The sequence below is a fragment of the Aeromicrobium yanjiei genome, from assembly GCF_009649075.1.
Classification (GTDB): Bacteria; Actinomycetota; Actinomycetes; order Propionibacteriales; family Nocardioidaceae; genus Aeromicrobium; species Aeromicrobium yanjiei.
In genome coordinates, this window is record NZ_CP045737.1 from 3,448,053 (window position 1) to 3,472,387 (window position 24,335).

The following is a 24,335-nucleotide window of genomic DNA, read 5'->3' on the forward strand; positions in this document are numbered from 1 at the left end:
AGGGTTTGCGGTACCCACAGCGACCACTAACCCTCATCCACCGTCACCCCGGCGCCGGACGATGAGGGTTCGCGGTCGCGCTGGCAACCACTAACCCTCATCGTCTGTCCCCCCGAAGGGGCTCAGGCGGGCTGCTGGACCAGCTCGTCGTCCTGCGGAGTCTTCTTCTGGCGCTTCTCGGGCATGTGCTTGGGACCGAGCGGGGCGTGCGGCTTGGCGCCGTCCCGGTTCAGCCAGCGATCGACCACGAGCACGTTCAGCGCGAGGCCCGCCAGTCCCCAGAGGGCGATCACCAGCAGGTTGCCGCCGATGCCGGTGCCGTCGAAGTAGACCAGCGAACGCGCGATGTCGACCGCCGCGGGCAGCGGCAGCACCTCGCTGAGCCAGCGGAAGACCTCCGGCACCATGTAGACCGACAGTCCGCCGCCGGAGGCCGGGACACCCGCCAGCATCACCACGATCATGACCGGCACCAGCGCGCCGAGCCCCCACAGCCGGATCAGGACGGCACTCGCCCACGCGACCGCGAAGACCGTGAACGCACCGCAGCCGATCAGCGCGAGCGCGTGGCCGTTGACCGCGCCGATGAGCACGTCGAAGAGGAACCACAACCAGACCGAGATGCCGACCGACCAGCCGGCGACGAGCGGGAGCAGCTGACGCGTACGGGTCAGGTCCGGGGCACCGCCGCGCATCACGGCGAAGAACAGGAATCCGGCCATGATCCACGACATGCCGACGTACAGGCTGTTGCTGCCGCCGGTGTCGTTGCCCGTCAGCGCGGCGACGTCCTTGATCTCCAACGAGGCACCGCTCTCGGCGGCGATCGGGCCGAACATCTGGACGGCCGTGACCTTCTGGCTCGCACCGGCACCGCCGGCCGTCAGCAGCACGGGCGCCCGCTCCTCCGCGGTCGGCAGCACGTACGCCGCAGCGATCTCCTGCTTCTTGATGAGCTGCTCGGCCTCGTCGGCCGAGTCCACGACCTGAAGGTCGACGTAGTCACCGAGCTTGGGCTCGACGCCGTCCACGAAGGCGGACGCCTGCGCGCCGACGACCGCGACCGGCAGGTCCTTGAGGTCGGGCTTGTGCATCGACAGCGACATCAGCGTCACGACCGTGACCATGATGCCGAGCGGGAACGCCGCGACACCGAACAGGCGGCGCCGGTAGGAGGCGACCGGCCCGCCGGGCAGCGCCGGCAGAGGGGCGTCCGGTGCGGTGTACGCCGGACCGGCCACGATCGGCTCGTCCGAGCGGCGGTCCTTCAGGACCACCAGGACGAGCGGGATGACGAGCCACAGGGCCAGGGTGCGCACGTGCCCCCAGACGCCCTCGCCACCGAAGTAGATCACCGAGCGGATGGCCTCGCCCGCGGCCGGCAGCGGCAGGACGCCGTGCAGCCAGCCGAAGAACCCGGGCATCGTGTCGATCGCCATGGCCAGGCCCGACGACGGGACGCCGAACACCACCCACAGCAGCATGCCCAGCAGCACGGCGAACGGGCCCATGATCTTCGTGAACAGCAGCTGCGAGACGGCGATCGCCATGACCGCGAGCGTGCCGACCCCGAGGAAGAGTGGGTAGTGGCCGTCGACCGCACCGACGAGGGGGCCGAGGATGAGCCAGATGAGCGAGCTGGTCAGCGCGCCCCAGCCGAGCGCGATCGGCAGGAACGTGCGGGCACGCAGCAGGTTCGGCGTGCCGGACAGCATGCTGCTGAGGGGGACGTAGCCCGCCAGCATCATGCCCATCGCGGCGAACAGCACCATCGTGCCCGTGCCATCACCCTCCGGGAGGGGCGCCAGCTCGACCTTCTCGGTCTCCCAGCCCTCTGCGATCGCCAGCGGGCCCAGCAGACCGGACACGACGGACGCCTGGGACGCGCCGCCGGCCGAGGCCTGGTAGATCTTCGCGACGTCACCGCTCGCGGGAGGCTCGATCGCGCCGGTGATCTCCTCCTGCGCGATGAGCTCCTCGACCGCGGAGACGTCGTCGACGACCCGCACGTCGAGCGCGTCCGGCGCGGCGCTGCGCAGCCGGTCGGCGAAGCCCTCTGCCTGCGCACCAGTGCCGACAACCGCGACGGGCATGTCGCTCGGCTGCGGATCGTGCATCGTGCTCATGTAGACCGCGTACATCATCGTCACGATCAGGAACGGCATGACGAACAGCGCCACCATGCGCCCCTTGCGCTCCGCAGGGGTCTCCGGCGGAGGCGGCGGATACTTCTGGGCGACGGACTCGGCGGACGGTTCCACAGGCACTCCCTAGCGTTCGGAGCGATCCGTGCGGACCGCTTCGATATATTAAGGCATGTGGCGTAAAACCATCGGCGATGATGGCTGTGACGCTCCCGACCAGCTCAAGGAGATCCATGCCCCGCGCCGACGCCAGTGGCGACCTGCTCGAAGCCGCCGAGCGGCTCTTCGCCGAGCACGGCATCGCCGCGGTGTCGGACCGCAAGGTCGCGGAGGCCGCCGGCAACAGCAACCACTCGGCAGTCCGCTACTACTTCGGCGGGCGCGAGGGACTGCTCGACGCGCTGCTCGACCGCCACCTGACCGGTCTCGAGCCCGCGCGCAAGGCGCTGTTCGAGCAGTCCGACTCGCTGCTGGGGGACGTCCGCGCGCTCGTGCTGCCCGTGACCTCGTCCTTCGCGGCGCTGCCGACCCCGAGCTACCGCGCCCGCTTCCTGCAGCAGGCCTACGCCTACCCCGCGGCGATCACCCTGCTGATGGCCAAGCGCGACCGGGCCCCGGTCGCTGCGCGGGTCATCGCGTCCGTCAGCCAGAGGCTGACGCACCTGGACCCCACCATCGTCAACGCGCGCATGCGACTGATGACCCACATCCTCACCACGGCCTGCGCCGACATCGAGGCTCGTGACAGCGACGCGCCGCAGTGGTCGCAGGCGGGAGACTTCCTGTGCGACGCGATCGCAGGCATGCTCCAGGCGCCCGTCACGTCTGCGACCTGAGTCCCACCACTCAGCTCGGCAATCACGCCTCGACATGACATTCTTCGGCGTTGGTCAGGCATGACGGCGACGAGCGTGACAAAGTGTCTGAGTCGAGCGGAGACAGACATGCACGTGGCACGGACGATCACAGGAGCCAGGGCGACCGCCTTCAGCCTGGTGACGTCCCTGGGCGCTCTCGTGATCGCTGCCACCGCCATCGCCGACGTGATCACCGGCTCGGTGAACCTGTCCATGCAGTGGACCTGGCTGGTCATCTCGGTTGCGCTCGGCGTCACGGTGGCGCCGTTCATCCTCGGCGAGCGCTTCCCCCCAGCGATCGCCCTGTACGGGTGCTGGCTCTTCGGGGGCGTCACGTCCTTGCAGGTCTCGCTCGGCGGCGACACGATCATGACCGTCAACAACCTGGTGCTGTATCCCATGGTCAGCTGCTATCTCGGATGGTTCTTCCGACCGCGGCTCGCCCGGGCGTCCGTGGGCGGTCTCTTCGTGATGTCCGGGACGGCGCTGCTCGTCTCGGACCACCACGAGGTCTTCGCGACCTGGTCGAACCTGGCCCTGGCCTCACTCTTCTGCCTCGAGGCCGCCCTGTACCTGCGCGCGAAGCTCGAGCGCCAAGCCCAGTCCGACCCCCTCACGGGCGCCTTCAACCGCACGGGCCTCTCCGACCAGCTCGCCCGCAAGCTCCCCCGGAACCAGCGGACGGCTCGTACGCTGACGCTCGCCGTGATCGATCTCGACGGGTTCAAGGCGATCAACGACCGTCTCGGCCACCACGCGGGCGACCAGACGCTCGTCCGCCTGGTGGAGGACCTGCGCAGATCGCTGCGACCGCAGGACACGATCGCGCGCATCGGCGGCGACGAGTTCGTCATCCTTCTTCCCGACACGTCCACGCCCGCTGCCACCACGATCATGCGCCGGCTGCAGACCGAGTCGGAGGCCGCCTGGACGTTCGGGCTCGCCACCGCCCGGCGCACCGACACCGAGGACTCGCTGCTGCGGCGCGCCGATCAGCGCCTGTACGCCCAGAAGAAGGGCCTGTCGCAGGCTCCGCAGGACTAGCGTCCGGCGGCGGGATCCTCTCCCTGCGCCCCGCGCAGGCCCGCGTCGATCTCGGCCAACGCCGTCGCCAGACCCACTGCGGGGACCCAGCCCCAGCCACGAGCCCGATCGTTGAGGATCTGGCCGGTCCAGGCGGGGGCGTCGTCCCAGAGCGGCTCGACGCCCACGGCTCGGGTCACGGTCTCGTAGTAGTCGCGGACGGTCGCGGGGCCCGCGGCCGCGTTCACCGCGGTGCATCCGCCCTCGACCGGGCCGTGCTCCGGATCGTCCGACGTCGCGATGCGGCCCGTGGCCAGGTCGGCCACGAGCCCGGCCAGGTCGTCGACGTGGACCCAGGAGAAGGTCTGCTCGGGCACGGCGCGCCGGGCGCTCTCCTCGTCGCGGATCGCGGCGGGCCGCAAGGCGTTCCAGACCGAGGTCTCCCCGGCCCCCAGGATCGCCGGCGGGCGCACCAGGACCCGGGTGAGTCCGTCCACGTCCGCGAGGGCGGCGTCGGTGTCGCGCTTGGTCGCCGCGTAGTCGTCGGCGTTCTCGCCGACAAGGGCCGACGACTCGTCGACGTCCCCCGCCGAGGGCGAGCGGTCGTAGACCGCGGCGGTGGAGACGTGCACGAGGCGCTCGACACCCGCGTCGCGCGCGGCCCGGGCGAGGACGGGCGTGCCCTCGACAGCGACACGGTGCTGGGTGCCGCGGTCCGAGCCCATCGGGTGGACCGTCGTCACGACACCCGTGGCGCCCTCGACCACCGACGCGGCGAATGCCGGATCGCCGAACTCGCCCACCCACTCCTCGACCCCGGCGGGTATCTCGGCCCCGGGACGGCGCACGACGGCGCGGACGGTGGCGCCGCTCTCGACAAGACGGGCACAGACCCGTGATCCGACGAGGCCGTTCGCACCGGTGACGACGATGACAGGGGACGTGGTGGGGCTCGGCTCGCTCATGCAGCCACCATGGCACGACGAGGCACGGCTTTCGACCCGGGCGGGGCGTCCGCACGCGCCGCTCGGGCACCCACGGTCAGCGGTCGACCCAGCGCTCCCCGACCGGCCGGGCCTCTGCGACGCCACCGGTGAGCTCGGCCAGCACCGAGTCGAGCCGGGGGACGTCGTCCGGCGCAGCCCCCAGCCGGAGCCGGACCCGATCGCTCCACGACACGTCCAGCACCGCGATCCCTCGGGTCCGCAGCTCGTTCTCGATGCGGCCGGCATCGGCCGCGTCGACCTCTGTCTCGAGCTCGCGGACGAGCTCGCGCCGCAGCGTCCCCGCCTCGTCGAGCCCGGCGCGGACCGCGTCCGAGTAGGCCCGGACGAGGCCGCCGGCCCCGAGGAGGGTGCCGCCGAACCAGCGGGTCACCACGGCGGCGACGTCGCTGAGGCCGGCGCCGACGATCACGTCGAGCATGGGAGCGCCGGCCGTTCCGGAGGGCTCACCGTCGTCCGAGGACCGCTGCAGCCGGCCCTCAGGTCCGATCACGAACGCCGAGCAGTGGTGGCGGGCGTCCCAGTGGTCCTTGCGCAGCCGAGCGACCAGCGCGCGGGCCTCGTCCTCGGTCTCCACCCGCTTCACCGTGCACAGGAAGACCGAGTGCTTCACCTCGATCCGGGCCACGGCATCGCGCGCGATCGTGGTGTACGCGCTCATGGCGCCACCCTACGGCGACGGCGCCGTCAGACGGCCTGGTGCTGGTCGGCCACCGCGCGGGCCTCGTCGCGAAGCGCCTGGACCACGAGGCGGACCGACGGTCGCTCGTAGCGGTCCGGTCGCAGGAGGGCCGCGATCTCCCGCTTGGCCCGGATGCCCACCAGCGGGCGGGTGACCAGGCCGTTCCCGTGCTCGCGGGTCGTGAACCTCGGCAGGATCGCGATCCCGTGGCCGGCAGCCACGAGCGCCTCCACGATGCTGTTGTCGGAGATGCGCTGGGCGATGCGGACCGGCTCGCCGGTGGCGGCCACGACCTGGCTGAGCACCCGGTCGAACGGGTAGTCGTGGGGAACACCGATCCAGGTCTCGCTGCCGACGTCCTTGGGGGACAGACTCACCTTGCGCGCAAGGGGATGCCCCTCCGGGAGGGCGACGTCGAGCGGCTCGCTCATGAGCGGCACGACCTGGAGCCCTCGCTCGTGCCACGTGGCCGCGGTCGTCGGTGAGTCGGCGATCACGACGTCGTAGTCGGGGGTCAGGTCGGCGAAGTCGACCGTGACACCGTCCTCGTCGGAGCAGACCAGCTCGACCTCCGGGACGTCGGCCATCCGCGTCAGGACACCGGGCAGGAGCATCTCCCCGCCGGTCGGGAACGTCGCGACCCGGACGAGGCCGGCAGGCCGCTCCATGTACTCGCGCCAACGCCCTTCGGCGCGCTCGATCGCGACGGCGATCTCGGTCGCGGTCTGCGCCAGGGCGCGACCCGCGGCCGTCAGGGCGACCCCGCGTCCGGCTGGCTCGACGAGCGTGTATCCGGCCTCCCTTTCCAGCACCTTCAGCTGCTGGGAGACCGCCGACGGTGTGACCTTCATCGCGTCCGCGACGGCCCCGACGGTGCCGCGCTCCGCGAGTTCCCTCAGCAGAGAGAGACGATGGACATCCATGTAGAAAGACTACACGTTACCCGTAGTTATGTTCGCTTGTCCTTGACGATCACGCGAGTCAGACTGGAGACACGAACCAGCCCGGTTCGACCCTTCAACGCCTCAGGGAGGCCGCCATGATCGTCATCGGAATCCTCGTCGGTGCCGTCTCCGTCGTCGGAATCGCCAAGACCCTTCGTCTCGTCTCGAACGATGGTTACGGCCACGTGCCGGAGCGCACCTACCCGCACATGTTCAGCATCCGCTGACACCTGCACCACCACCAGGCCCTCCCGACGCAGGTCGTGAGGGCCTTGTCGCGTCCTGGGCCGTTCACCGGGCTACCGTCGGGGCCATGACGACGACCGGCTTCGACCTCGACATGACGCTGATCGACTCCAGGCCGGGCATCAAGGCGGTCTACGACGAGATCGTGACCGAGTCGGGGTTCGCGATCGACACCGATCTGGTCATCTCCCGCCTGGGGCCGCCGCTGGAGTGGGAGCTCACCAACTGGATCCCGGAGGCGGAGGTCGCCCGCTGGGCGGACCGCTACCGCGACCTCTACCCGCAGATCGCGCTCGACCTGGTCGAGCCGCTACCCGGGGCGCACGAGGCGCTCGCCGCTGCCGGACGCCTGGGCCGCACGATCGTCATCACCGCCAAGCACGGCCCCAACGCCCGGCTGCACCTCGAACGTCTCGGCCTGGAGGTCGACGAGGTCTTCGGCCAGGCCTGGCGCGAGGGCAAGGCTGACGTGTTGCGGGCCGAGGGCGCCACGACATACGTGGGCGACCACGTGCACGACATGGACGCCGCGGGACTCGCCGGGGCCGCAGGCATCGGCGTGACCACCGGACCGTGCACCGCCGACGAGCTGCGCGCCGCTGGAGCGGGGCTCGTCCTGCCGTCCTTGGAGGATCTGGCCCAGCACCTCGTGTGACGGGGTCGACAGCGGCGTTTCGGCGATTGACTTGTCTTTCGTGCCCTACCGGGCGGATACTTAAGTTACTTCCCAGTAGCAAGCTGCGGCCTGCAGCGCGTACCCCCTGAAGGAATGCTGGCATGAGCCATTACAAGAGCAACCTCCGCGACGTCGAGTTCAACCTCTTCGAGCTCTTCGACCGCGGCAGCGTCTACGGCACCGGCGTCTTCGAGGAGATCGACCAGGACACGGCGTCGAGCATCCTCGGCGAGGTCGAGCGGCTCGCCTCGACCGCCCTGGCCGCGTCCTTCGACGACGCCGACCGCAACCCCCCGGTCTACGATCCGGAGGCCAAGACGGTCACGATGAACCCGGCGTTCGCCAAGTCGTACCAGGCCTGGATGGACGCCGAGTGGTGGCGCATCCAGATCCCCGAGGAGCTCGGCGGCCAGCGCGGCCCGGCCTCCCTGATCTGGTCGAGCTCGGAGTTCGTGCTCGGTGCCAACCCGGCGATCTGGATGTACGCCTGCGGCCCCGCGTTCGCGCGCATCGTCTTCGAGAACGGCATCGAGCGCGACAAGAAGATCGCCCAGCACATCGTCGACCGCCGCTGGGGCGCCACGATGGTGCTGACCGAGCCCGACGCGGGCTCCGACGTCGGCGCCGGCCGCACCAAGGCCTTCCCCAACGAGGACGGCTCCTGGAACATCGAGGGCGTCAAGCGCTTCATCACCTCGGCCGAGCACGACCTGGCCGAGAACATCCTGCACCTCGTCCTCGCCCGCCCGCAGGGCGTCGAGGGAGTCGGCGGACCCGGCACCAAGGGCCTGAGCCTGTTCCTGGTCCCCAAGTTCCACTTCGACCACGAGACCGGTGAGCTGACCGGCGAGCGCAACGGCGCGTACGTCACGAATGTCGAGAAGAAGATGGGCATCAAGGTGTCCACGACGTGCGAGGTCACCTTCGGCGACGGCGCACCCGCGCAGGGCTGGCTCCTCGGCGAGGTGCACGACGGCATCAACCAGATGTTCCGCGTGATCGAGAACGCGCGCATGTTCGTCGGCGCCAAGGCCATCGCGACCCTGTCGACCGGTTACCTCAACGCGCTCGACTACGCCAAGGAGCGCGTGCAGGGCGCCGACCTCACGCGTGCGTCCGACAAGACCGCTCCGCGCGTCACGATCACCCACCACCCCGACGTCCGTCGCTCGCTGCTGATGCAGAAGTCGTTCGCCGAGGGCCTGCGCTCGCTGATGATCTACGCCGCGACGTTCCAGGACGAGGTCATGCAGAAGACCGCGGACGGTGAGGACGCCTCGCTGCCCGAGGCCATCAACGATCTGCTGCTGCCCCTCGTCAAGGGCTATGGCTCGGAGCGGTCGTGGACCCTGCTCGGCACCGAGTCGCTGCAGACGTACGGCGGATCGGGCTTCCTGCAGGACTACCCGATCGAGCAGTACGTCCGTGACGCCAAGATCGACACCCTCTACGAGGGCACCACGGCGATCCAGGGCCAGGACCTGTTCTTCCGCAAGATCGTGCGCAACAAGGGCCAGGCACTCGGCCACCTGTCCGCCGAGATCGAGGCCTTCATCAAGAGCGAGGCCGGCAACGGTCGCCTCAAGGTCGAGCGCGAGCTGCTCGCGAAGGGCCTCGAGGACGCGCAGGCCATCATCGGCGCGGTGTTCACCGACCTGATGTCGGCCAACCCGGCCGACGAGAAGGGCGACATCGCCAACATCTACAAGGTCGGGCTCAACACGACCCGCCTGGTGTACGTGCTGGGCGACCTCGTCGTCGCGTGGCTGCTGCTCCGCGGCGCCGACGTGGCGCTGACAAAGCTCGACGGCGAGGTGTCGGCGTCCGACAAGTCCTTCTACGAGGGCAAGGTCGCGGCCGCCTCGTTCTTCGCCCGCAACGTCCTGCCGCTCCTGGCCGGCGAGCGCGCGATCGCCGAGAACATCGACAGCTCGATCATGGAGCTGGACGAAGCAGTGTTCTGATCGGAACCGTCTGATCGGACCCGTCGAGGCCCCGCACGCCGTCAGGTGTGCGGGGCCTCGACCGTCTCATCCGTACGCCTTGCGGTGCGCGGCCCTGAGACGCTGATATCTCTCGTCGGCGGCCGCGGCGTCCCAGGCCCGCTTGAAGATCTGCGCCGACTCGGCCTTGACCGGGTCCTCCTCGTCCGGCGGCAGCTCACGCCGACCGTGGGCGCCGCTGCGACCCTTCTGGTCGGCCGGGACGGGCCCGTCGTACTTCCTGCCGCCGCGGTGGCGGGCATAGCGTCGCGACCGGGTGTAGCCCATCTGCAGGTACTTGCGCGCCATGTCCGCGCCCACGAAGTCACCCGCCTCGAGGTAGTCGCAGAACGCCTGGAGGATCGCCTCACTGCTGGTCGTCGCCACGTCGGGCGTCGCGAAGCGCCACAGCGGCAGCAGCTCGGACGCGTAGGGCTGCACGCCGAACACGCCCTGCTCCCCGCGTCCCACGCGGTACGCCTCGGGGTGGGCGCGGTGGTCGATCTCCTGGCTCACGGAGCCGTGCGTACCCCCCGCGATCGTCCTCACCCCGCGTCGACGGGGCCGATCGGGGTACGAGGTTGGTCGACGAGAGGACAGCTCATGACCGAGCCACTGCAGGAGCCGCAGCCCGAGCCCGACACCGAGGCCAAGCCCGGCGTCAACGATCCGGTGCCCGAGGGGACCGGCTCCGACGAGCCGATCACCCCGCTCTAGGCGACACCCACCCCGCGACGCGCGGCCCGCACCCGCACGTGTGGGAAAGTTGGCGCGTGAGACTGACCAACCCGCTCTGGTATCTCGCGGCCTTCTTTCTCGCGATCGGGAGCACGATGGCGGCAACGGCAGTGGCCGCCAGCGCCTTCGACAGCGTGCGCGAGGCGAAGCTGACCCCGGTGAGCGAGCTGGCCGACGCGAAGGGCAGCACGCTCGCAGTCTTCAGCAACGACCCCGACCGCGGTGCGATCGCGTGCCACGGCCGCGACCGGGCGAAGGAACGGGTCGAGATCCCCGACAAGGACGTCGGTGTGACCAACCGGGCCGCAGGCGAGACCTGGCACCTCATCGCGATGCTCGAGGACGGCCGCGACGGCCTGCGCATCGTGTGCCGGCCCGAGAGCGACCGCCCCGACACCGCGGGATACGCGTTCGCCGCCGTCACGACGTACGCCGGCACCGTCAACAACGGCAAGGGGATCGCGATCCTCGGTGTCTCGGCGGGCGCCCTCCTCGGTGCGTACGTCTTCTGGTCGCGCCGGGCCGCGCGTCGCGACCGCCGGCTGCTCGACACTGCGACGACGTCCTCCCGGCAGTAGCCTGTGCGGCGTGACCTGGAGCGCCGACGACATCCCTGACCTGTCCGGGCGGCGCGCCGTCATCACGGGAGTGACCGGGGGCCTCGGCCTCCACACCGCACTCGGCCTCGCCCGCAAGGGCGCCGAGCTCGTGGTCACCGCACGCGATGAGACCAAGGCGAGCGCGGTCGTCGACCGCATTCGCCGCGACGTGCCCCGGGTCCGCATCGACGTCGTCGCGCTGGACCTGGCCGATCTCGCGGACGCGAAGCGGGCCGCCGCCGAGGTCGCGGGCACGTACGACCGCATCGACGTCCTGGTCAACAACGCCGGCATCATGATCCCGCCCAGGAGCGAGACCAAGGACGGCTTCGAGCTGCAGATCGGCACCAACCACCTCGGCCACTTCGCCTGGACCGCCGGCCTGTGGCCGGTCCTCGACGCGAGCGACGCCCGGGTCGTGACGGTCTCCTCGATGGCCCACACGTCGGTCGGCGGCATCGACCTGACGTCGCTGACGCCCGCCGGCAGCCCACGCCGCTACCGCCGCTGGCAGTCCTATGCCGAGTCCAAGCTGGCCAACCTGCTGTTCGCAGTCGAGCTCGACCGCCGGGCGAAGGCGGCCGGCAGCGGGGTCGTGAGCGTCGCGGCTCACCCCGGCTACGCCGCTACCAACCTCACCAAGACCGGGCCGTCGGTCCGCGGGGTGTCGCTGCCGGGCGTCGGCATCCACCAGGTCAGCAAGATCATCGGCCAGCCCGCGTCGCACGGGGCCTGGCCCCTGTTGATGGCCGCGACCGATCCGAGCCTGACCGGTGGCGAGTACGTCGGACCCGGCAGCCTCGGTGGCATGCGCGGCAGGCCCAAGCTGGTGGGGATGTCGCGGGCCGCGCGCGACGAGAGCCTGGCGGACGACCTGTGGGCGGCCTCCGAGGCCGCAACCGGCGTCGAGCTCAAGGTCTGAGCCCGGTCGCGATCCCGGCCGTCACAGCATGGCCGTCAGCACCCCGCCGTCGGCCCGCAGCGCGGCTCCGTTGGTCGCCGACGCGAGCGGGCTGGCCAGGTACGTCGCGAGGTGGGCGATCTCGGCCGGGTCGATGAACCGCTGCAGCAGCGATGTCTGGTTGCCACTCGCGATGGCATCCTTCAGCACCTCGACCGGCACACCTTGCTGCTGCGCGAGCTGCTCGACCGCCCGGGCGACGCCGTCGGAGTACGTCGGCCCGCCGAGGATCGTGTTGACCGTGACCTCGGTGCCCCGGGTGAGCTTGGCCAGGCCGTTGGCGAGCGCGATCGTGCCCGCCTTGGTGACGCCGTAGTGGACCATGTCGGCCGGGACGTTCACGCCCGACTCGCTGCCGACGAAGATGATCCGGCCCCAGCCCCGGTCGAGCATGCCGCCGAGCACGTGCCGCGACAAACGGACGCCGCTCATGACGTTGATCTCGAAGTACCGGTGCCACTCCTGGTCCGGGACGTCCGCGAAGGGCGCGAGGTCGAACAGGCCCACGTTGTTGACCAGGACGTCGACGTCGCCCAGCGCCTCGAGCAGGCCTCCGACCTGCTCGGCGTCGGCGAAGTCGGCGGCGATACCGGAGACGGCCGCGGCCGGGAACGCCGCCCGCAGACGGGCCACCGCCGATCCGACCCGTTCGTCGTCGCGTCCGTTGACCACGACCGATGCGCCCTCGGCGAGGAGGGCCTCCGCAATCGCGTACCCGATGCCCTGGGTCGAGCCGCTCACGAAGGCGGTCCTGCCGGTCAGCTGCAGATCCATGCTCGTCATCCTTTTCACTTGATCAGTCAAGTGAACGGTACGAGAGATGACTTTCCTGATCAAGTCAACTGTCGTACGGTGGGGTCATGTCACACCCCGAGAGCCCGGCCGACCTCAGCGGCGAGGACCTCGAGGCGTGGTCCGCACTGGCCACCGTCCTCGAGTGGCTGCCGGCGGCGCTGGACGCCCAGCTGCAGCGCGATGCCGGCCTGACGCACTTCGAGTACGGGCTGATGTACGCGCTGGCCCGGTCACCCGAGCAGACGCTGCGCATGAGCGTCCTGGCCGGCTACGCCAACAGCTCGCTGTCCCGCCTGTCGCGTGCCGCGTCACGGCTGGAGACGAGGGGCTGGCTGCGGCGCATCCCCGATCCCGCCGACGGTCGCTACACGCTGGCGATCCTCACCGACCGGGGACGCCGCACGGTCGACGACGCGGCCCCGGGCCACGTCGCCACGGTCCGCAGGCTGGTGCTCGACCCGCTGACCCGGGCGCAGGTGGAGCAGCTGCGGGAGATCAGCCGACGCATCACCGGCACGATCCGCGACGACGACGGGTGGCGCCCGCCGGCGTCCACTTCCTGACCTACAGCGGCGTGCGGCCGTACGCGCCGGGGTCCTCGGCCATGACCTTGGCCCGGGTGCGCACGCGGTAGCGCCAGATCTGCGTGATGCCGACCGCCCACAGGACGTACTGGAACGACATCGCCCAGCGGAAGGCCTCGGGCGTGTAGGACGTCCCGCCGCCCGGCGTGCGCCAGTCGAGGATCAGGCCGATCGCGATCACCAGCACGAGGCTCGCGATGAAGCCGCCCTGGTTGATGATCCCCGTGGCGCTGGACATGCGCTCGATCGGGTTGGACGTGCGCCCGACGTCGAAGCCGATCATCGAGGCGGGGCCACCGACCCCGGTCACGAGGACCAGGACGACCAGCAGCCAGGCGGGCGCGGTGCCCGGCCAGCAGAGCACGATCGTCCACACCGCGACGATCGAGCCGATGATCGACAGGACGAAGGTCGAGCGGTGCCACGGGTGACGCCCGATGGCCCAGCCGAGGAGCGGGCCCGCGGCCATCATGGCGACCACCATCAGCGTCAGCAGGAGACCTGCGAAGCCCTTGGACGTGTGCTCGCCGCGCACGAAGAACGGATAGCCCCACAACAGGCCCAACGTCGTCGCGCTGAACTGGGTCGAGAAGTGGATCCAGAAGCCGAGGCGGGTGCCGGGCTGCGCCCACGACGCGCCGAGGCTGCTGCGGATCTGCACGAACGACAGCGCCGGACCCTGGGTGGAGCGGGCGTCCGGCCGGTCGCGGACCACGATCGCGAGGGCGATCGACAACACGATGCCGATCGAGGCCGCCAGCAGGTACGCCTTGGTCCAGCCGAGGTGGCTGAGCGCCGCGGTCATGGGCACCGCGGCGATGATCGCGCCGAGCTGCCCGATCATGCCGGTCAGCTGGGTGATCAGGGGGATGCGCCGCGGGGCGAACCAGGTGTTGACCAGGCGCAGGACACAGATGAACGTCATCGCGTCCCCGATGCCGACGAACACGCGGGCGACGAGCGCGAGGGCGTAGGTGTCGGCGAACGCGAAGCCGGCCTGCGCGACGGTCAGGGTGATCGCACCGGTCAGCAGCACCCGGCGCGGACCGAACCGATCGACCAGCAGACCGACCGGGATCTGCATCGCCGCATAGACCAGCAGCTGCAGCATCGTGAACGTCGCGAGCTGCGACGCCACGATGCCGAACCGGTCGGTCGCGGCGAGACCGGCGACCGCGAGGGACGAGCGGTGGAACACCGCGAGCACGTAGACGAGGAGGGCCACGACCCAGATGGCGTACGCCCCGCGGTGGCGCGTCTCGGTCGCTTGGCTCACCGGTCGAGTTTAGTCCTCGCCGACCAGCCCGCATTCGCGGAGTCCTGCACGCTTCCGCGGGCGGATTCGGTGCAGGACCCCGCAAATCTGGGCGGGGTGGGGGTGGGCTAGTGGGTGAGCGCCATGGCCGGGTCGCGGAGGATTCCCGCGACGTCGGCCAGGAAGCGCGAGCCCTGCTCGCCGTCGACCACGCGGTGGTCGAAGCTCAGCGCGAGGGTCGTGACCCAGCGCGGCACGATCTGGTCGTTCTCGTCGACCCACGGCCGCCGCTCGATCGCTCCGAGCGCCAGGATGCCGGACTCCCCCGGGTTGAGGATCGGGGTGCCCGCGTCGACACCGAAGACGCCGATGTTGGTCAGCGAGAACGTGCCACCGGTCATCTGGGCGGGCTGGGTGCGCCCGGCCCGTGCGGTGGCGGTCAGCTCACCCAGCGCCTTCGCGAGCTCGACGAGCGACATCGAGTCGGCGCCGACGATGTTGGGGACCACCAGTCCGCGGTCGGTCGCGGCGGCGATGCCGAGGTTGACCGACTTCTTGATCACGATCTCCTGGGCGTCCTCGTCCCACCGGGCGTTGAGCTGCGGGGTCGTGCGCAGCGCGAGGCAGATCGCCTTGGCCGCGATGAGGGTCGGTGAGACCTTCACGCCTTCGAAAGATCTGCTCGCACGCAGCGTCGCGACGAGCTCGACCGTGCGCGAGACGTCGAGCGTGACCCACTCGGTGACGTGCGGGGCGGTGAACGCCGAGCGCACCATCGCCTCGGCGGTCCACTTGCGGACACCCTTGATCGGGATCCGCTCGTCGCCCTCGGACGTCGTCTGCCGTGGAGCGTCGGCCACCTGCGCGAGGCCAGGGGCCGGGGCGGAGTCGGCGTGCGCGTGCACGTCCGCGCGGGTGATGACCCCGTTGGCCGTGCGGATCTCGGCCAGGTCGATGCCGAGGTCCTTCGCGAGCTTGCGGACCGGCGGCTTGGCCAGGGGACGCGGCGCCTTCTGCACCTGCGGCGCCGGCGCCACAGGGGGCGGGGGCGCCTTCTGGGTGACCTTCTCGGTGTCGACCGACGACACCCGGGCGGGTGCCGCAGCGGCGGGCACCCGGCGACGACGGACCGGGACGTCCGTGCGCGGGCCGTAGCCGACGAGCATCGCCTGGCGCTCGGGTGCCTGCGGCGACGGGTCAGGACCACCGACCGGATCCACCTCGGGGACGGACTCGTCGGGCTCGGGCTCCGGGGTCCCGGCCCCGGGCCCACCGATAGAGATGATCGGCGTGCCGACGTGGACGGTGTCGCCCTCGGCCACCATGAGGGCGTGGACCTCCCCGGCGTACGGGCTGGGCAGCTCGACGATCGACTTGGCGGTCTCGATCTCGACCACGATGTCGTTGATGTCGATCGTGTCGCCCACCGCGACGCACCACCGCACGATCTCGGCCTCGGTCAGCCCCTCGCCGACGTCCGGCAGCTTGAACTCGTTCATGGGTGTCTCCCTCTCAGTACGCGCGAGCGCGGTCGACGGCGTCCAGGATGCGATCGAGCCCCGGCAGGAACTCCTCCTCGACCCGGCTGGGCGGATAGGGCATGTCGTAGCCCGTCACCCGCTGCACGGGCGCCTCCAGCGAGTAGAAGCACTCCTCGGTGATGCGCGACGCGATCTCGGCACCGAGCCCGAGCGTGCGCTGCGCCTCGTGGACGACGACCGCGTGCCCCGTGCGGCGCACCGACTCGAGCACGGGGCCCAGGTCGAGGGGAGACAGCGTCCGCAGGTCGATGACCTCGAGGTCGAGGCCCTCCTCCGCCGCGGCGGCAGCCGACTCGAGGCACGTCTTGACCATCGGGCCGTACGCGATGAGGGTCGCGTCGGCGCCGGACCGCACGACCCGGGACGCGAGGAGCGGGAGCTCGGTCGAGGCCGTGTCGACCTGGCCCGACTCCCAGTAGCGCCGCTTGGGCTCCATGAAGACGACCGGGTCGTCGGACTCGATCGCCTGCTGGATCATCCAGTGGGCGTCGTGCGGGTCCGCGCACGAGACCACCTTGAGCCCTGAGGTCAGCGCGAACTGCGCCTCCGGGCTGTCGGAGTGGTGCTCGACCGCGCCGATGCCGCCGCCGAACGGGATCCGGATCACGATCGGCATCGGCACCCGCCCGCCGCTGCGGAAGTGCATCCGCGCGACCTGGCTGACGATCTGGTCGTACGCGGGGTAGACGAAGCCGTCGAACTGGATCTCCACGACCGGGCGGAAACCGCGGAACGTCATCCCGATCGCGGTGCCGAGGATCGCCGACTCCGCGAGGGGCGTGTCCATGACCCGGCCCTCGCCGAAGTCCTTCTGCAGCCCCTCGGTCACCCGGAACACGCCGCCGAGGCGGCCGACGTCCTCGCCCATCACGATGACCTTGGGGTCCTTGTCCATCGCGGCGCGCAGGCCCGTGTTGAGCGCCTTCACCATCGTCATCTTCTCGGTCATGCGACGCTCCCCTCCAACGAGTCGCGCCAGGCGACGTACTCGGCCTTCTGCTGCTCGGTCTCGGGGGTCGTGTCGACGTGGACGTGGTCGAACAGCGCCGCGAGATCGGGCTCGGGGATGTTCTGGCACGCCTCGCGCAGGTGCACCCCGAGCGCGTCCGCCTCGGCCTGGACGCCGTCGAACCAGTCCTGCGACACCCCCTCGGCGGCCAGGTACAGGCGCACCCGCTCGATCGGGTCCTTGGCCCGCCAGCCGTCCGCCTCCGCGGCCTCGCGGTAGCGGGTCGGGTCGTCGGACGTGGTGTGCGGACCCATGCGGTAGGTCACGGCCTCGATCAGGGTCGGGCCCTGACCGTCGCGCGCCCGCTGCAGCGCCGCGGTGGTCACGGCGTGGCACGCGAGCACGTCGTTGCCGTCGACGCGTACGCCCGGCAGGCCGAAGCCGTCCGCGCGCTGCACGATCGGCACCCGGGTCTGGCGCTCCAGCGGCACCGAGATCGCGTAGTGGTTGTTCTGGCAGAAGAACACGACCGGCGCCTGGTGCACCGCGGCCCAGTCAAGGGCCTCGTTGAAGTCGCCCTGGCTCGTCGCACCGTCGCCGAGGTACGCGATCGAGGCCGCATCGCGCTCGGGGTCGCCGGTGCCGACGAGTCCCTCGATCGTGAGCGCCATCGCGTAGCCGGTCGCGTGCAGGGTCTGCGCGCCGATGATGATGTTGGGCAGCGCGACGTTGTGGTCAGCGGGATCCCAGCCGCCGAGGCTCGACCCACGGAAGATGCTCAGCAGGTGGACCGGGTCCTCGCCGCGGCACAGCACCACGCCGTGATCGCGATAGGTCGGGAACGCGAAGTCCTGCGGGCGGAGCGCCCGCGCCGAGCCGACCTGAGCGGCCTCCTGGCCGAGGGCCGGCGGCCACAGGCCGAGCTCGCCGTGGCGCTGGAGTGCGAACGCCTCGGTGTCGAGGCGGCGGGTCATCACCAGGTCGCGGAAGAGGTCCTGGATGTCGGCGAGCGAGCCGTCATAGGCGTGCTCGGGGCTCGTGGTGCGGACACCCTCGGGGGTCAGCAGCTGGACGAGCGGGCTGTCGGCGACAGCGTGGACGGACGGGTCGGACATGCGTCTCCCTCAATCACCCGGGAGTCGGGGTCCCCGCTCCGGAGTCGAAGTCTGCGCGGCCCGTCCGTCGTCACAGGGTGGTGGACGGCGTCAGGGACGCACGAACGTGACAGGCGTCACGCTCACGAACCCACCGTAGCGGTCCGGAGGGCCCAGATCCACCCGAACGCCCCTCAGGAGATGCCGCGCGCCGACCGCCAGGCACCGGCCAGCTCGATGAGCTGGGCGTTGACCGCGGGGGTGCCGACGCTGATGCGTACGCCCTCACCCGCGAACGGCCGCACCGACACCGGGTCGCACGCGGTCGCGAAGTCCAGCGCGTGCTCCCCCAGCGGCAACCAGACGAAGTTGGCCTCGGTCCGCGGCACGTCCCAGCCCTGGGCGCGCAGCGCCTCGACCATCGCGCCGCGCTCGCGCACGATCGCGGCGACCCGCTCGTCGAGTGCGTCCTGGGCGTCGAGGGACGCGAGCGCCGCCGCCTGGGCGACGTCGGTCACCGTGAACGGCGCCGTCGCCTTGCGGATCGACTCGGCGACCTCGGGGCGGGCGATCGCGTAGCCGACCCGCAGGCCCGCGAGGCCGTACGCCTTGGAGAACGTCCGCAGGACCACCACGTTGTCGTGCCCGGCCAGGGCGTCCAGGCCCTTCGCGGCGTCCGGGTCGCCGACGAACTCGACGTACGCCTCGTCGACGACGACCAGCACGTGATCGGGAACCCGGTCGAGGAAGCGCTCCAGCTCGTCCGCCGTGACGACCGGTCCGGTCGGGTTGTTGGGGGTGCAGACCAGGACGACCTTGGTGCGCTCGGTGACCGCGTCGGCCATCGCGTCGAGGTCGTGGGTCGCGTCGGCGCGCAGGGGGACGCGCACGGTCGTGGCGCCGGTCAGGTCGACCGCGATCGGGTAGGCCTCGAACGAGCGCCACGCGTAGACGATCTCGTCGCCGGCCTCCAGGTGCGCGGTCAGCAGCGAGAACAGCACCGCGACCGATCCGGTGCCGGCCGCGAAGTGCTCCGCGGACAGGCCGAGGCGCTCGGACAGGGCGCCGTAGAGCGCCGTCATGCCCGCGTCGGGATAGCGGTTCATCCGGCCGAGCTCCGCAGCCGCGCGCTCCATGACCCCCGGCAGCGGAGCGTACGGGTTCTCGTTGCTGGAGAGCTTGTGCTCCTCGGTCAGCGCGGGCTTCCCGGCGCGGTAGAGGGGGATCCCGTCGAGGGCCTTGCGAGGACGTGGTGCTGGCATGCAGCCCAACGTAGTCCTGACCGGTCCGGCTGACAGAATCATGCGCGTGCCAGCCCGCAACCCGCGCCTCGGGTACGCCCTCGTGATCGTCGCGGCGGTCCTGTTCGGCGTCAACGGCGGCGTCTCGCGCGTCGCGATGGGGTCCGGGCTGGGCCCCGAAGGGTTCACGACGCTGCGGATCACCGGCGCGACGGCCGTGTTCATCGCGTACGCCGCATGCTTCAGACGGACCGCGCTGCGCCGGCCGCGAGGCTCCGCGCTGATCCTGGTGATCGCGCTCGGCCTCGTGGGGGTCACCGGGCTGCAGCTGACGTACAACGTCGCGATCGACCGCCTGCCGCTGGGCATCGCTCTGCTGATCGAGTACCTCGCGCCCGTGCTCGTGGTGCTGTGGGCCCGGTTCGTCCGCAAGGAGCACGTGCGCCCGCGGATGTGGGGCGCGGTCGCGCTGTCCGTCGTCGGGCTCGCGGTGGTCGGACAGGTGTGGAACGGCATCGAGCTGGACGCCCTCGGCGTGTTCATGGCCCTGCTCGCGGCGGTCTGCTTCGCGGCGTACTTCCTGATCGGTGAGCACAACGTCGGCTTCGACGACCCGCTGCGCGTCATCCTGTGGGCGTTCGTCGTGGCGACCGTCGCGATGAACCTGATCCAGCCCATCTGGACGACACCGGACCTGCCGGGCAGCACGTCGATGCTGGGCCGGCTCGAGGAGCACACGGTCAACCCGTGGCTCGTGGTGGGCGTCGTCATCGTGATGGGCACGGTCCTGCCGTTCTTCCTGGAGATGATCGCGCTGCAGCACCTGCCGGCCACCGTCGTGACCGTCGTGGCGATGCTCGAGCCGGTCATCGCGAACGTCCTCGGCTGGGCCTGGTTCCGCGAGTCACTCAACCCCGTGCAGCTGGTCGGCGCCGCGGCGGTGCTGGCCGGCATCGTCCTGGCCCAGACGTCCCGCCGGACCGAGCTGACGATCCCGGCACCCTGAATCGCTCCCGCATCTTGGCGTCCGGAGGTGCGACAATCGACGGCATGGAGCGTTTCATCTCGACCTGGTTCGTCAGCGCCGTGGCCCTGTGCGTCGCGGCGTGGCTGCTCGGTGAGCACATGAACATCGGTGACTCCGCCGATGGGACGGGTCCCCGCGTGCTCACGGTGCTGGTGGTCGCCTTGGTGTTCACGGTCGTCACCGCGATCGTCGGACCCGTCGTCAAGCTGCTCTCCCTGCCGTTCATCATCGTCACCCTGGGGCTCGCGCTGCTGGTGATCAACGCGCTGCTGCTGCTCCTGACCGAGAGGATCGCCGAGGCGTTCGACGTCTCGTTCCACGTCGACGGCTTCTGGTGGGCCGTGCTGGCCTCGATCGTCATCTCGCTCAGCCAGACGATCGTCAACGCGTTCGTGAACCCGCCGCGGCGGGAAGTCCGCGTCTTCCGCGGCTGATCGGTGACCTATCGCATCGCCGTGGTCTGCCTCGGCAACATCTGCCGCTCGCCCATCGCCCACGTGGTCCTGGAGGACCGTCTGGCCGCAGCCGGTCTCGACCACCGCGTCGAGGTCGTGTCGTCCGGCACCGGGGACTGGCACGTCGGCCAGCCCATGGACCCGCGAGCCGCCGCGGTGCTGCGCGACGCGGGGTACGACCCGTCGCGCCACCGCGCGAGGACGTTCGACGTCGACTGGTACGCCGAGAACGACCTGCTGCTGGCGATGGACCACACCAACCGCGCCGACATGCTCGATCTCGCGCCGACCGTGGCCCGGCAGTCCCAGGTGCACCTGTTCCGCGAGTTCGACCCCGAGGCCTCAGAGGACGATGACGAGGTGCCGGACCCGTGGTACGGCGGCGACGAGGGCTTCGCGCTCGTCCTGGCGATGATCGAGCGCACGAGCGACGAGCTGGTCAGGCGCCTCCCCGATCTGATCACCCCCTGACGGTGGCCCCCGGGCCAGGGACCGCGACCCGGTAACGTCGGAGGCATGGCACGCATGGCAGGAACCGCCGCACGAGCCGAGGCCCTCCTCGGTCTCGGCGTCGTCTCGACGACGCCTGTGGCCGGCGGCGACATCTGCACCGCGACCCGTCTGCGACTGACCGACGGTCACGGCGCGATCATCAAGACCCGTCCCCACGCCCCCCAGGGCTTCTTCGCCCGCGAGGCCGAGGGGCTGCAGTGGCTCGCCGAGGCCGGTGGCGCGAAGGTGCCCCGCGTGCTCGCCGTCGCGGACGACTGCCTGGTCGTGGACTGGATCGAGCCCGGCAAGCCGACCACCGAGCTCGCGGAGCGGTTCGGGCGCGATCTCGCGACGACCCACCGCGCCGGCGCCGACGCATTCGGCGCCGCCAAGGACGGCTTCATCGGCCTCGCGCCGCTGCCCAACCGCACCCTGCCGACGTGGCCGGAGTTCTTCGCCTCCCGCCGGGTCATGCCCTATGTCCGGGCCGCGGTCGACCGCCGGGCGCTGACGCCCGAGGAGGCCGCCACGATCGAGACCGCGATGCGGCGCATCCACGATCTCGCCGGGCCCGCCGAGCCGCCGGCCCGCATCCACGGCGATCTCTGGTCGGGCAATCTCGTCTGGGGCTCCGACGGCGACGTCTGGATCATCGACCCCGCTGCGCACGGCGGTCACCGCGAGAGCGATCTCGCGATGCTGTCGTTGTTCGGCGCTCCGCACCTGCAGCGCATCCTCGACGCGTACGCCGAGGCGTACCCGCTCGCCGACGGCTGGCACGACCGCCTGCCGCTGCACCAGCTGCACCCGCTGCTCGTCCACGCGGTGCTGTTCGGCGGCACCTACGGTGCCCGGGCGGCCGCTGCTGCGCAGGCTGTGCTGTCGGCCTGATCATGGATCGCCGGGATCTCAGGACTCCCTCAGGCACTGCGGGCAGACTGTCACCCATGCGCATCCTTGTCGTCGACGACGACCGCGCCGTGCGCGACTCGCTGCGCCGGTCGCTCGAGTTCAACGGCTACACGGTCGATCTCGCATCCGACGGGGCCGAGGCCCTGGCCCGGGTGCCCCAGATCAACCCCGACGCCATCGTCATGGACGTCATGATGCCCCGCCTCGACGGCCTCGAGGCGACGCGCGCGCTGCGCAATGCGGGCAACGACGTGCCGATCCTGGTGCTCACGGCCCGCGACGCGGTCTCGGACCGCGTCGACGGGCTCGACGCGGGCGCCGACGACTACCTGACCAAGCCGTTCGCCCTCGAGGAGCTGCTCGCCCGCATCCGCTCGCTGCTGCGCCGCTCGTCCCGTGCGGCCGCGGTCGAGCCCGACGAGGAGCCCTTGACGTTCGGCGACCTGTCGCTCGACCCGGTCACCCGTGACGTGACCCGGGGCGGCCGGCCGCTGTCGTTGACGCGCACCGAGTTCGCGCTGCTCGAGCTGTTCCTGCAGCGTCCGCGGCGTGTGCTGGAGCGCTCGTTCATCCTCGAGGAGGTCTGGGGCTTCGACTTCCCCACCACCGCCAACTCGCTCGAGGTGTACGTCGGCTACGTCCGGCGCAAGCTCGAGGCGGAGGGCGAGCCCCGCCTGCTCCACACCGTGCGGGGCGTCGGGTACGTCCTGCGCGAGACCCCGCCGTGATCGAGAGCGTCCATCGCGTCCTGCAGAAGATGACCGGGCGCATGACGCTCGCGCTCCGCGTCGCGATGCTCACCACGATGGCCGTCGCGGCGGTGCTGGGCCTCGTGAGCGCACTGGTCTACGTCGTGGTGCGCGCCGAGTTCGAGAGCTCGCTGGACGAGTCGATGCTGCGCCGCGCCGACGCGGCTGTCAACGCCGGCATCGCCCGGACCGCGATCTCGCGGGGCCTGCCCGCCCAGCTGCAGGAGATCGCGGACGTGCAGATCTTCATCGTCAAGGGCGGCCAGCTGTTCGCGAGCGACGACAACTCCGCGGACCGGGTCGTCCCCTTCAAGAGCTATCGCGAGGTCGAGGTCTCGGTCGGTCAGACCTCCCAGTCCATGCGGACCGTCCGGATCGACGGGGCCCCCTACCGGGTCGTCGCGGTGCGGGCCGGCACCGGCACGGCCCTCGTGGTGGCCCAGTCGATGGAGTCGATCGACCGCGCGCTGGAGCGGCTCAAGCTCATCCTCCTGCTGTCCAGCACCGCCGGGGTGGCGATCGCCGGCCTCGCGGGCTGGGCCGTCGCGACCAACGGCCTGCGACCCGTGCGGCGGCTCACCGCGGCGACCGAGCGCGTCGCGCGGACGTCCGAGCTCGAGCCGATCGAGGTCACGGGCCACGACGAGCTCGCCCGCCTGACGACGTCGTTCAACGCGATGCTGCAGGCGCTCGACGCCTCGCAGGAGCGTCAGCGTCAGCTCGTCGCCGACGCGGGGCACGAGCTGCGCACGCCCCTGACCAGCCTGCGCACCAACATCGAGCTGATCGGCCAGGCCGCGGACAGCAGCGATCGGCAGCTCAGCGCCGAGCAGCGCCACGAGATCATGGACGACGTGCGCGCGCAGCTCGAGGAGCTGACCACGCTCGTCGGCGACCTCGTCGAGCTGGCCCGTGACGAGCCGATGTCGCGGGCGCCCGAGCCGCTCGACCTGGCCGACGTCGTCCGCCAGGCCGTCGAGCGCGTACGCCTGCGGGCGCACGACGTGCAGCTCGACGTCGACCTGCGCTCCTGGATGGTCATGGGCGAGCCGCAGCTGCTCGAGCGGGCCGTCACCAACCTGCTCGACAACGCGGCCAAGTGGAGCCCGCCCGCGGGACGGATCCGCGTCCGTCTCGACGGCGGGGTGCTGACGATCGCGGACGAGGGACCGGGCATCAGCGCCGAGGACCTCCCGCACATCTTCGACCGCTTCTACCGCTCGAGCGAGGCGCGTACGCTGCCCGGCTCCGGCCTGGGGCTCTCGATCGTCAAGCGGGCCGCGGAGCGTCACGGGGGGACCGTCGAGGTTTCGTCCCCGCCCGAAGGGGGCACCGTCTTCACGCTCACCCTGCCCGAGACCGCGGCAGACGACTGACCTCCGAGG

25 protein-coding genes are annotated in these 24,335 nt (G+C 70.9%); 14 read left to right on the top strand and 11 right to left on the bottom strand.

Annotated features, from left to right (window positions below; all coding sequences use genetic code 11):
* Positions 1 to 122: 122 nt before the first annotated feature.
* On the bottom strand, positions 123 to 2,261 hold the full coding sequence (locus tag GEV26_RS16925) for an ABC transporter permease (RefSeq protein ID WP_153654725.1): 2,139 nt from the start codon (positions 2,259 to 2,261) through the stop codon (positions 123 to 125).
* A gap of 116 nt (positions 2,262 to 2,377) precedes the next feature.
* On the opposite strand from GEV26_RS16925, the gene GEV26_RS16930 reads away from it, so the two are divergent.
* Positions 2,378 to 2,980, top strand: coding sequence for a TetR/AcrR family transcriptional regulator (locus tag GEV26_RS16930; RefSeq protein WP_153654726.1), 603 nt, complete (start codon positions 2,378 to 2,380; stop codon positions 2,978 to 2,980).
* Positions 2,981 to 3,088: 108 nt separating this feature from the next.
* The gene (locus tag GEV26_RS16935) at positions 3,089 to 4,045 is read left to right on the top strand and encodes a GGDEF domain-containing protein (protein ID WP_194839904.1); all 957 of its coding nucleotides are present in this window, start codon (positions 3,089 to 3,091) and stop codon (positions 4,043 to 4,045) included.
* On the opposite strand, the gene GEV26_RS16940 is transcribed toward GEV26_RS16935, so the two are convergent.
* The 3 genes from GEV26_RS16940 to GEV26_RS16950 all read right to left on the bottom strand — a co-directional run bounded on the left by GEV26_RS16940 (position 4,042) and on the right by GEV26_RS16950 (position 6,633).
* Positions 4,042 to 4,989 (bottom strand): NAD-dependent epimerase/dehydratase family protein, encoded by a 948-nt coding sequence (locus tag GEV26_RS16940; protein ID WP_153654728.1) that lies wholly within the window; start codon positions 4,987 to 4,989, stop codon positions 4,042 to 4,044. The genes GEV26_RS16935 and GEV26_RS16940 overlap by 4 nt on opposite strands.
* A gap of 76 nt (positions 4,990 to 5,065) precedes the next feature.
* A complete protein-coding gene (locus GEV26_RS16945; RefSeq protein WP_153654729.1) occupies positions 5,066 to 5,689 on the bottom strand; it encodes a YigZ family protein in 624 nt (207 codons plus the stop codon).
* Positions 5,690 to 5,715: 26 nt separating this feature from the next.
* Positions 5,716 to 6,633, bottom strand: coding sequence for a LysR family transcriptional regulator (locus tag GEV26_RS16950; RefSeq protein ID WP_153654730.1), 918 nt, complete (start codon positions 6,631 to 6,633; stop codon positions 5,716 to 5,718).
* A gap of 116 nt (positions 6,634 to 6,749) precedes the next feature.
* On the opposite strand from GEV26_RS16950, the gene GEV26_RS18170 reads away from it, so the two are divergent.
* From GEV26_RS18170 to GEV26_RS16960, 3 genes are all read left to right on the top strand, one after another.
* The gene (locus GEV26_RS18170) at positions 6,750 to 6,881 is read left to right on the top strand and encodes a hypothetical protein (RefSeq protein ID WP_255489016.1); all 132 of its coding nucleotides are present in this window, start codon (positions 6,750 to 6,752) and stop codon (positions 6,879 to 6,881) included.
* Between the two features lie 86 nt (positions 6,882 to 6,967).
* Complete coding sequence (locus tag GEV26_RS16955; RefSeq protein ID WP_153654731.1) at positions 6,968 to 7,555, top strand: HAD family hydrolase; 588 nt, start codon at positions 6,968 to 6,970, stop codon at positions 7,553 to 7,555.
* A gap of 122 nt (positions 7,556 to 7,677) precedes the next feature.
* Complete coding sequence (locus GEV26_RS16960; protein WP_153654732.1) at positions 7,678 to 9,540, top strand: acyl-CoA dehydrogenase; 1,863 nt, start codon at positions 7,678 to 7,680, stop codon at positions 9,538 to 9,540.
* A gap of 66 nt (positions 9,541 to 9,606) precedes the next feature.
* On the opposite strand, the gene GEV26_RS16965 is transcribed toward GEV26_RS16960, so the two are convergent.
* On the bottom strand, positions 9,607 to 10,074 hold the full coding sequence (locus GEV26_RS16965; RefSeq protein WP_208430990.1) for a DUF4385 domain-containing protein: 468 nt from the start codon (positions 10,072 to 10,074) through the stop codon (positions 9,607 to 9,609).
* 257 nt (positions 10,075 to 10,331) lie between these two features.
* On the opposite strand from GEV26_RS16965, the gene GEV26_RS16970 reads away from it, so the two are divergent.
* Positions 10,332 to 10,874: a hypothetical protein gene (locus GEV26_RS16970; protein WP_153654733.1), complete on the top strand. Its 543-nt coding sequence runs from the start codon at positions 10,332 to 10,334 to the stop codon at positions 10,872 to 10,874.
* Between the two features lie 10 nt (positions 10,875 to 10,884).
* Positions 10,885 to 11,817, top strand: coding sequence for an oxidoreductase (locus tag GEV26_RS16975; protein WP_153654734.1), 933 nt, complete (start codon positions 10,885 to 10,887; stop codon positions 11,815 to 11,817).
* Positions 11,818 to 11,838: 21 nt separating this feature from the next.
* On the opposite strand, the gene GEV26_RS16980 is transcribed toward GEV26_RS16975, so the two are convergent.
* Entirely contained in the window at positions 11,839 to 12,630 is a 792-nt protein-coding gene (locus GEV26_RS16980) for an SDR family NAD(P)-dependent oxidoreductase (RefSeq protein WP_153654735.1), read from the bottom strand.
* Positions 12,631 to 12,716: 86 nt separating this feature from the next.
* Between GEV26_RS16980 and GEV26_RS16985 the strand changes: the two genes are divergently transcribed.
* A complete protein-coding gene (locus GEV26_RS16985; protein WP_153654736.1) occupies positions 12,717 to 13,214 on the top strand; it encodes a MarR family winged helix-turn-helix transcriptional regulator in 498 nt (165 codons plus the stop codon).
* A 1-nt stretch (position 13,215) separates the two neighbouring features.
* Here the strand turns inward: GEV26_RS16985 and GEV26_RS16990 are convergent, their stop codons facing one another.
* The 5 genes from GEV26_RS16990 to GEV26_RS17010 all read right to left on the bottom strand — a co-directional run bounded on the left by GEV26_RS16990 (position 13,216) and on the right by GEV26_RS17010 (position 19,336).
* Positions 13,216 to 14,511 carry an MFS transporter gene (locus tag GEV26_RS16990; protein ID WP_243838811.1) on the bottom strand — a complete coding sequence of 432 codons (1,296 nt, stop codon included), beginning with the start codon at positions 14,509 to 14,511 and terminating at the stop codon, positions 13,216 to 13,218.
* Positions 14,512 to 14,618: 107 nt separating this feature from the next.
* Entirely contained in the window at positions 14,619 to 15,989 is a 1,371-nt protein-coding gene (locus tag GEV26_RS16995; protein WP_153654737.1) for a dihydrolipoamide acetyltransferase family protein, read from the bottom strand.
* Positions 15,990 to 16,002: 13 nt separating this feature from the next.
* Positions 16,003 to 16,980, bottom strand: a complete 978-nt coding sequence (locus tag GEV26_RS17000; RefSeq protein ID WP_153654738.1) for an alpha-ketoacid dehydrogenase subunit beta — start codon at positions 16,978 to 16,980, stop codon at positions 16,003 to 16,005.
* On the bottom strand, positions 16,977 to 18,095 hold the full coding sequence (gene pdhA, locus GEV26_RS17005) for a pyruvate dehydrogenase (acetyl-transferring) E1 component subunit alpha (protein WP_153654739.1): 1,119 nt from the start codon (positions 18,093 to 18,095) through the stop codon (positions 16,977 to 16,979). The genes GEV26_RS17000 and pdhA overlap by 4 nt, the downstream gene beginning before the upstream one ends.
* A gap of 173 nt (positions 18,096 to 18,268) precedes the next feature.
* A complete protein-coding gene (locus tag GEV26_RS17010; RefSeq protein ID WP_153654740.1) occupies positions 18,269 to 19,336 on the bottom strand; it encodes a histidinol-phosphate transaminase in 1,068 nt (355 codons plus the stop codon).
* A gap of 46 nt (positions 19,337 to 19,382) precedes the next feature.
* On the opposite strand from GEV26_RS17010, the gene GEV26_RS17015 reads away from it, so the two are divergent.
* From GEV26_RS17015 to GEV26_RS17040, 6 genes are read left to right on the top strand one after another with little or no spacing between them, the layout of a single operon-like run.
* Positions 19,383 to 20,321: an EamA family transporter gene (locus GEV26_RS17015; RefSeq protein WP_194839905.1), complete on the top strand. Its 939-nt coding sequence runs from the start codon at positions 19,383 to 19,385 to the stop codon at positions 20,319 to 20,321.
* 44 nt (positions 20,322 to 20,365) lie between these two features.
* Positions 20,366 to 20,776, top strand: coding sequence for a phage holin family protein (locus GEV26_RS17020; RefSeq protein ID WP_153654742.1), 411 nt, complete (start codon positions 20,366 to 20,368; stop codon positions 20,774 to 20,776).
* Between the two features lie 3 nt (positions 20,777 to 20,779).
* Positions 20,780 to 21,268, top strand: a complete 489-nt coding sequence (locus tag GEV26_RS17025) for a low molecular weight protein-tyrosine-phosphatase (RefSeq protein WP_153654743.1) — start codon at positions 20,780 to 20,782, stop codon at positions 21,266 to 21,268.
* Positions 21,269 to 21,313: 45 nt separating this feature from the next.
* Entirely contained in the window at positions 21,314 to 22,180 is an 867-nt protein-coding gene (locus GEV26_RS17030) for a fructosamine kinase family protein (protein ID WP_153654744.1), read from the top strand.
* Between the two features lie 56 nt (positions 22,181 to 22,236).
* On the top strand, positions 22,237 to 22,929 hold the full coding sequence (locus tag GEV26_RS17035; protein ID WP_153654745.1) for a response regulator transcription factor: 693 nt from the start codon (positions 22,237 to 22,239) through the stop codon (positions 22,927 to 22,929).
* On the top strand, positions 22,926 to 24,326 hold the full coding sequence (locus GEV26_RS17040; protein ID WP_243838812.1) for a HAMP domain-containing sensor histidine kinase: 1,401 nt from the start codon (positions 22,926 to 22,928) through the stop codon (positions 24,324 to 24,326). Before GEV26_RS17035 ends, GEV26_RS17040 begins: the two co-directional genes overlap by 4 nt.
* The last annotated feature ends 9 nt before the right edge of the window (positions 24,327 to 24,335 follow it).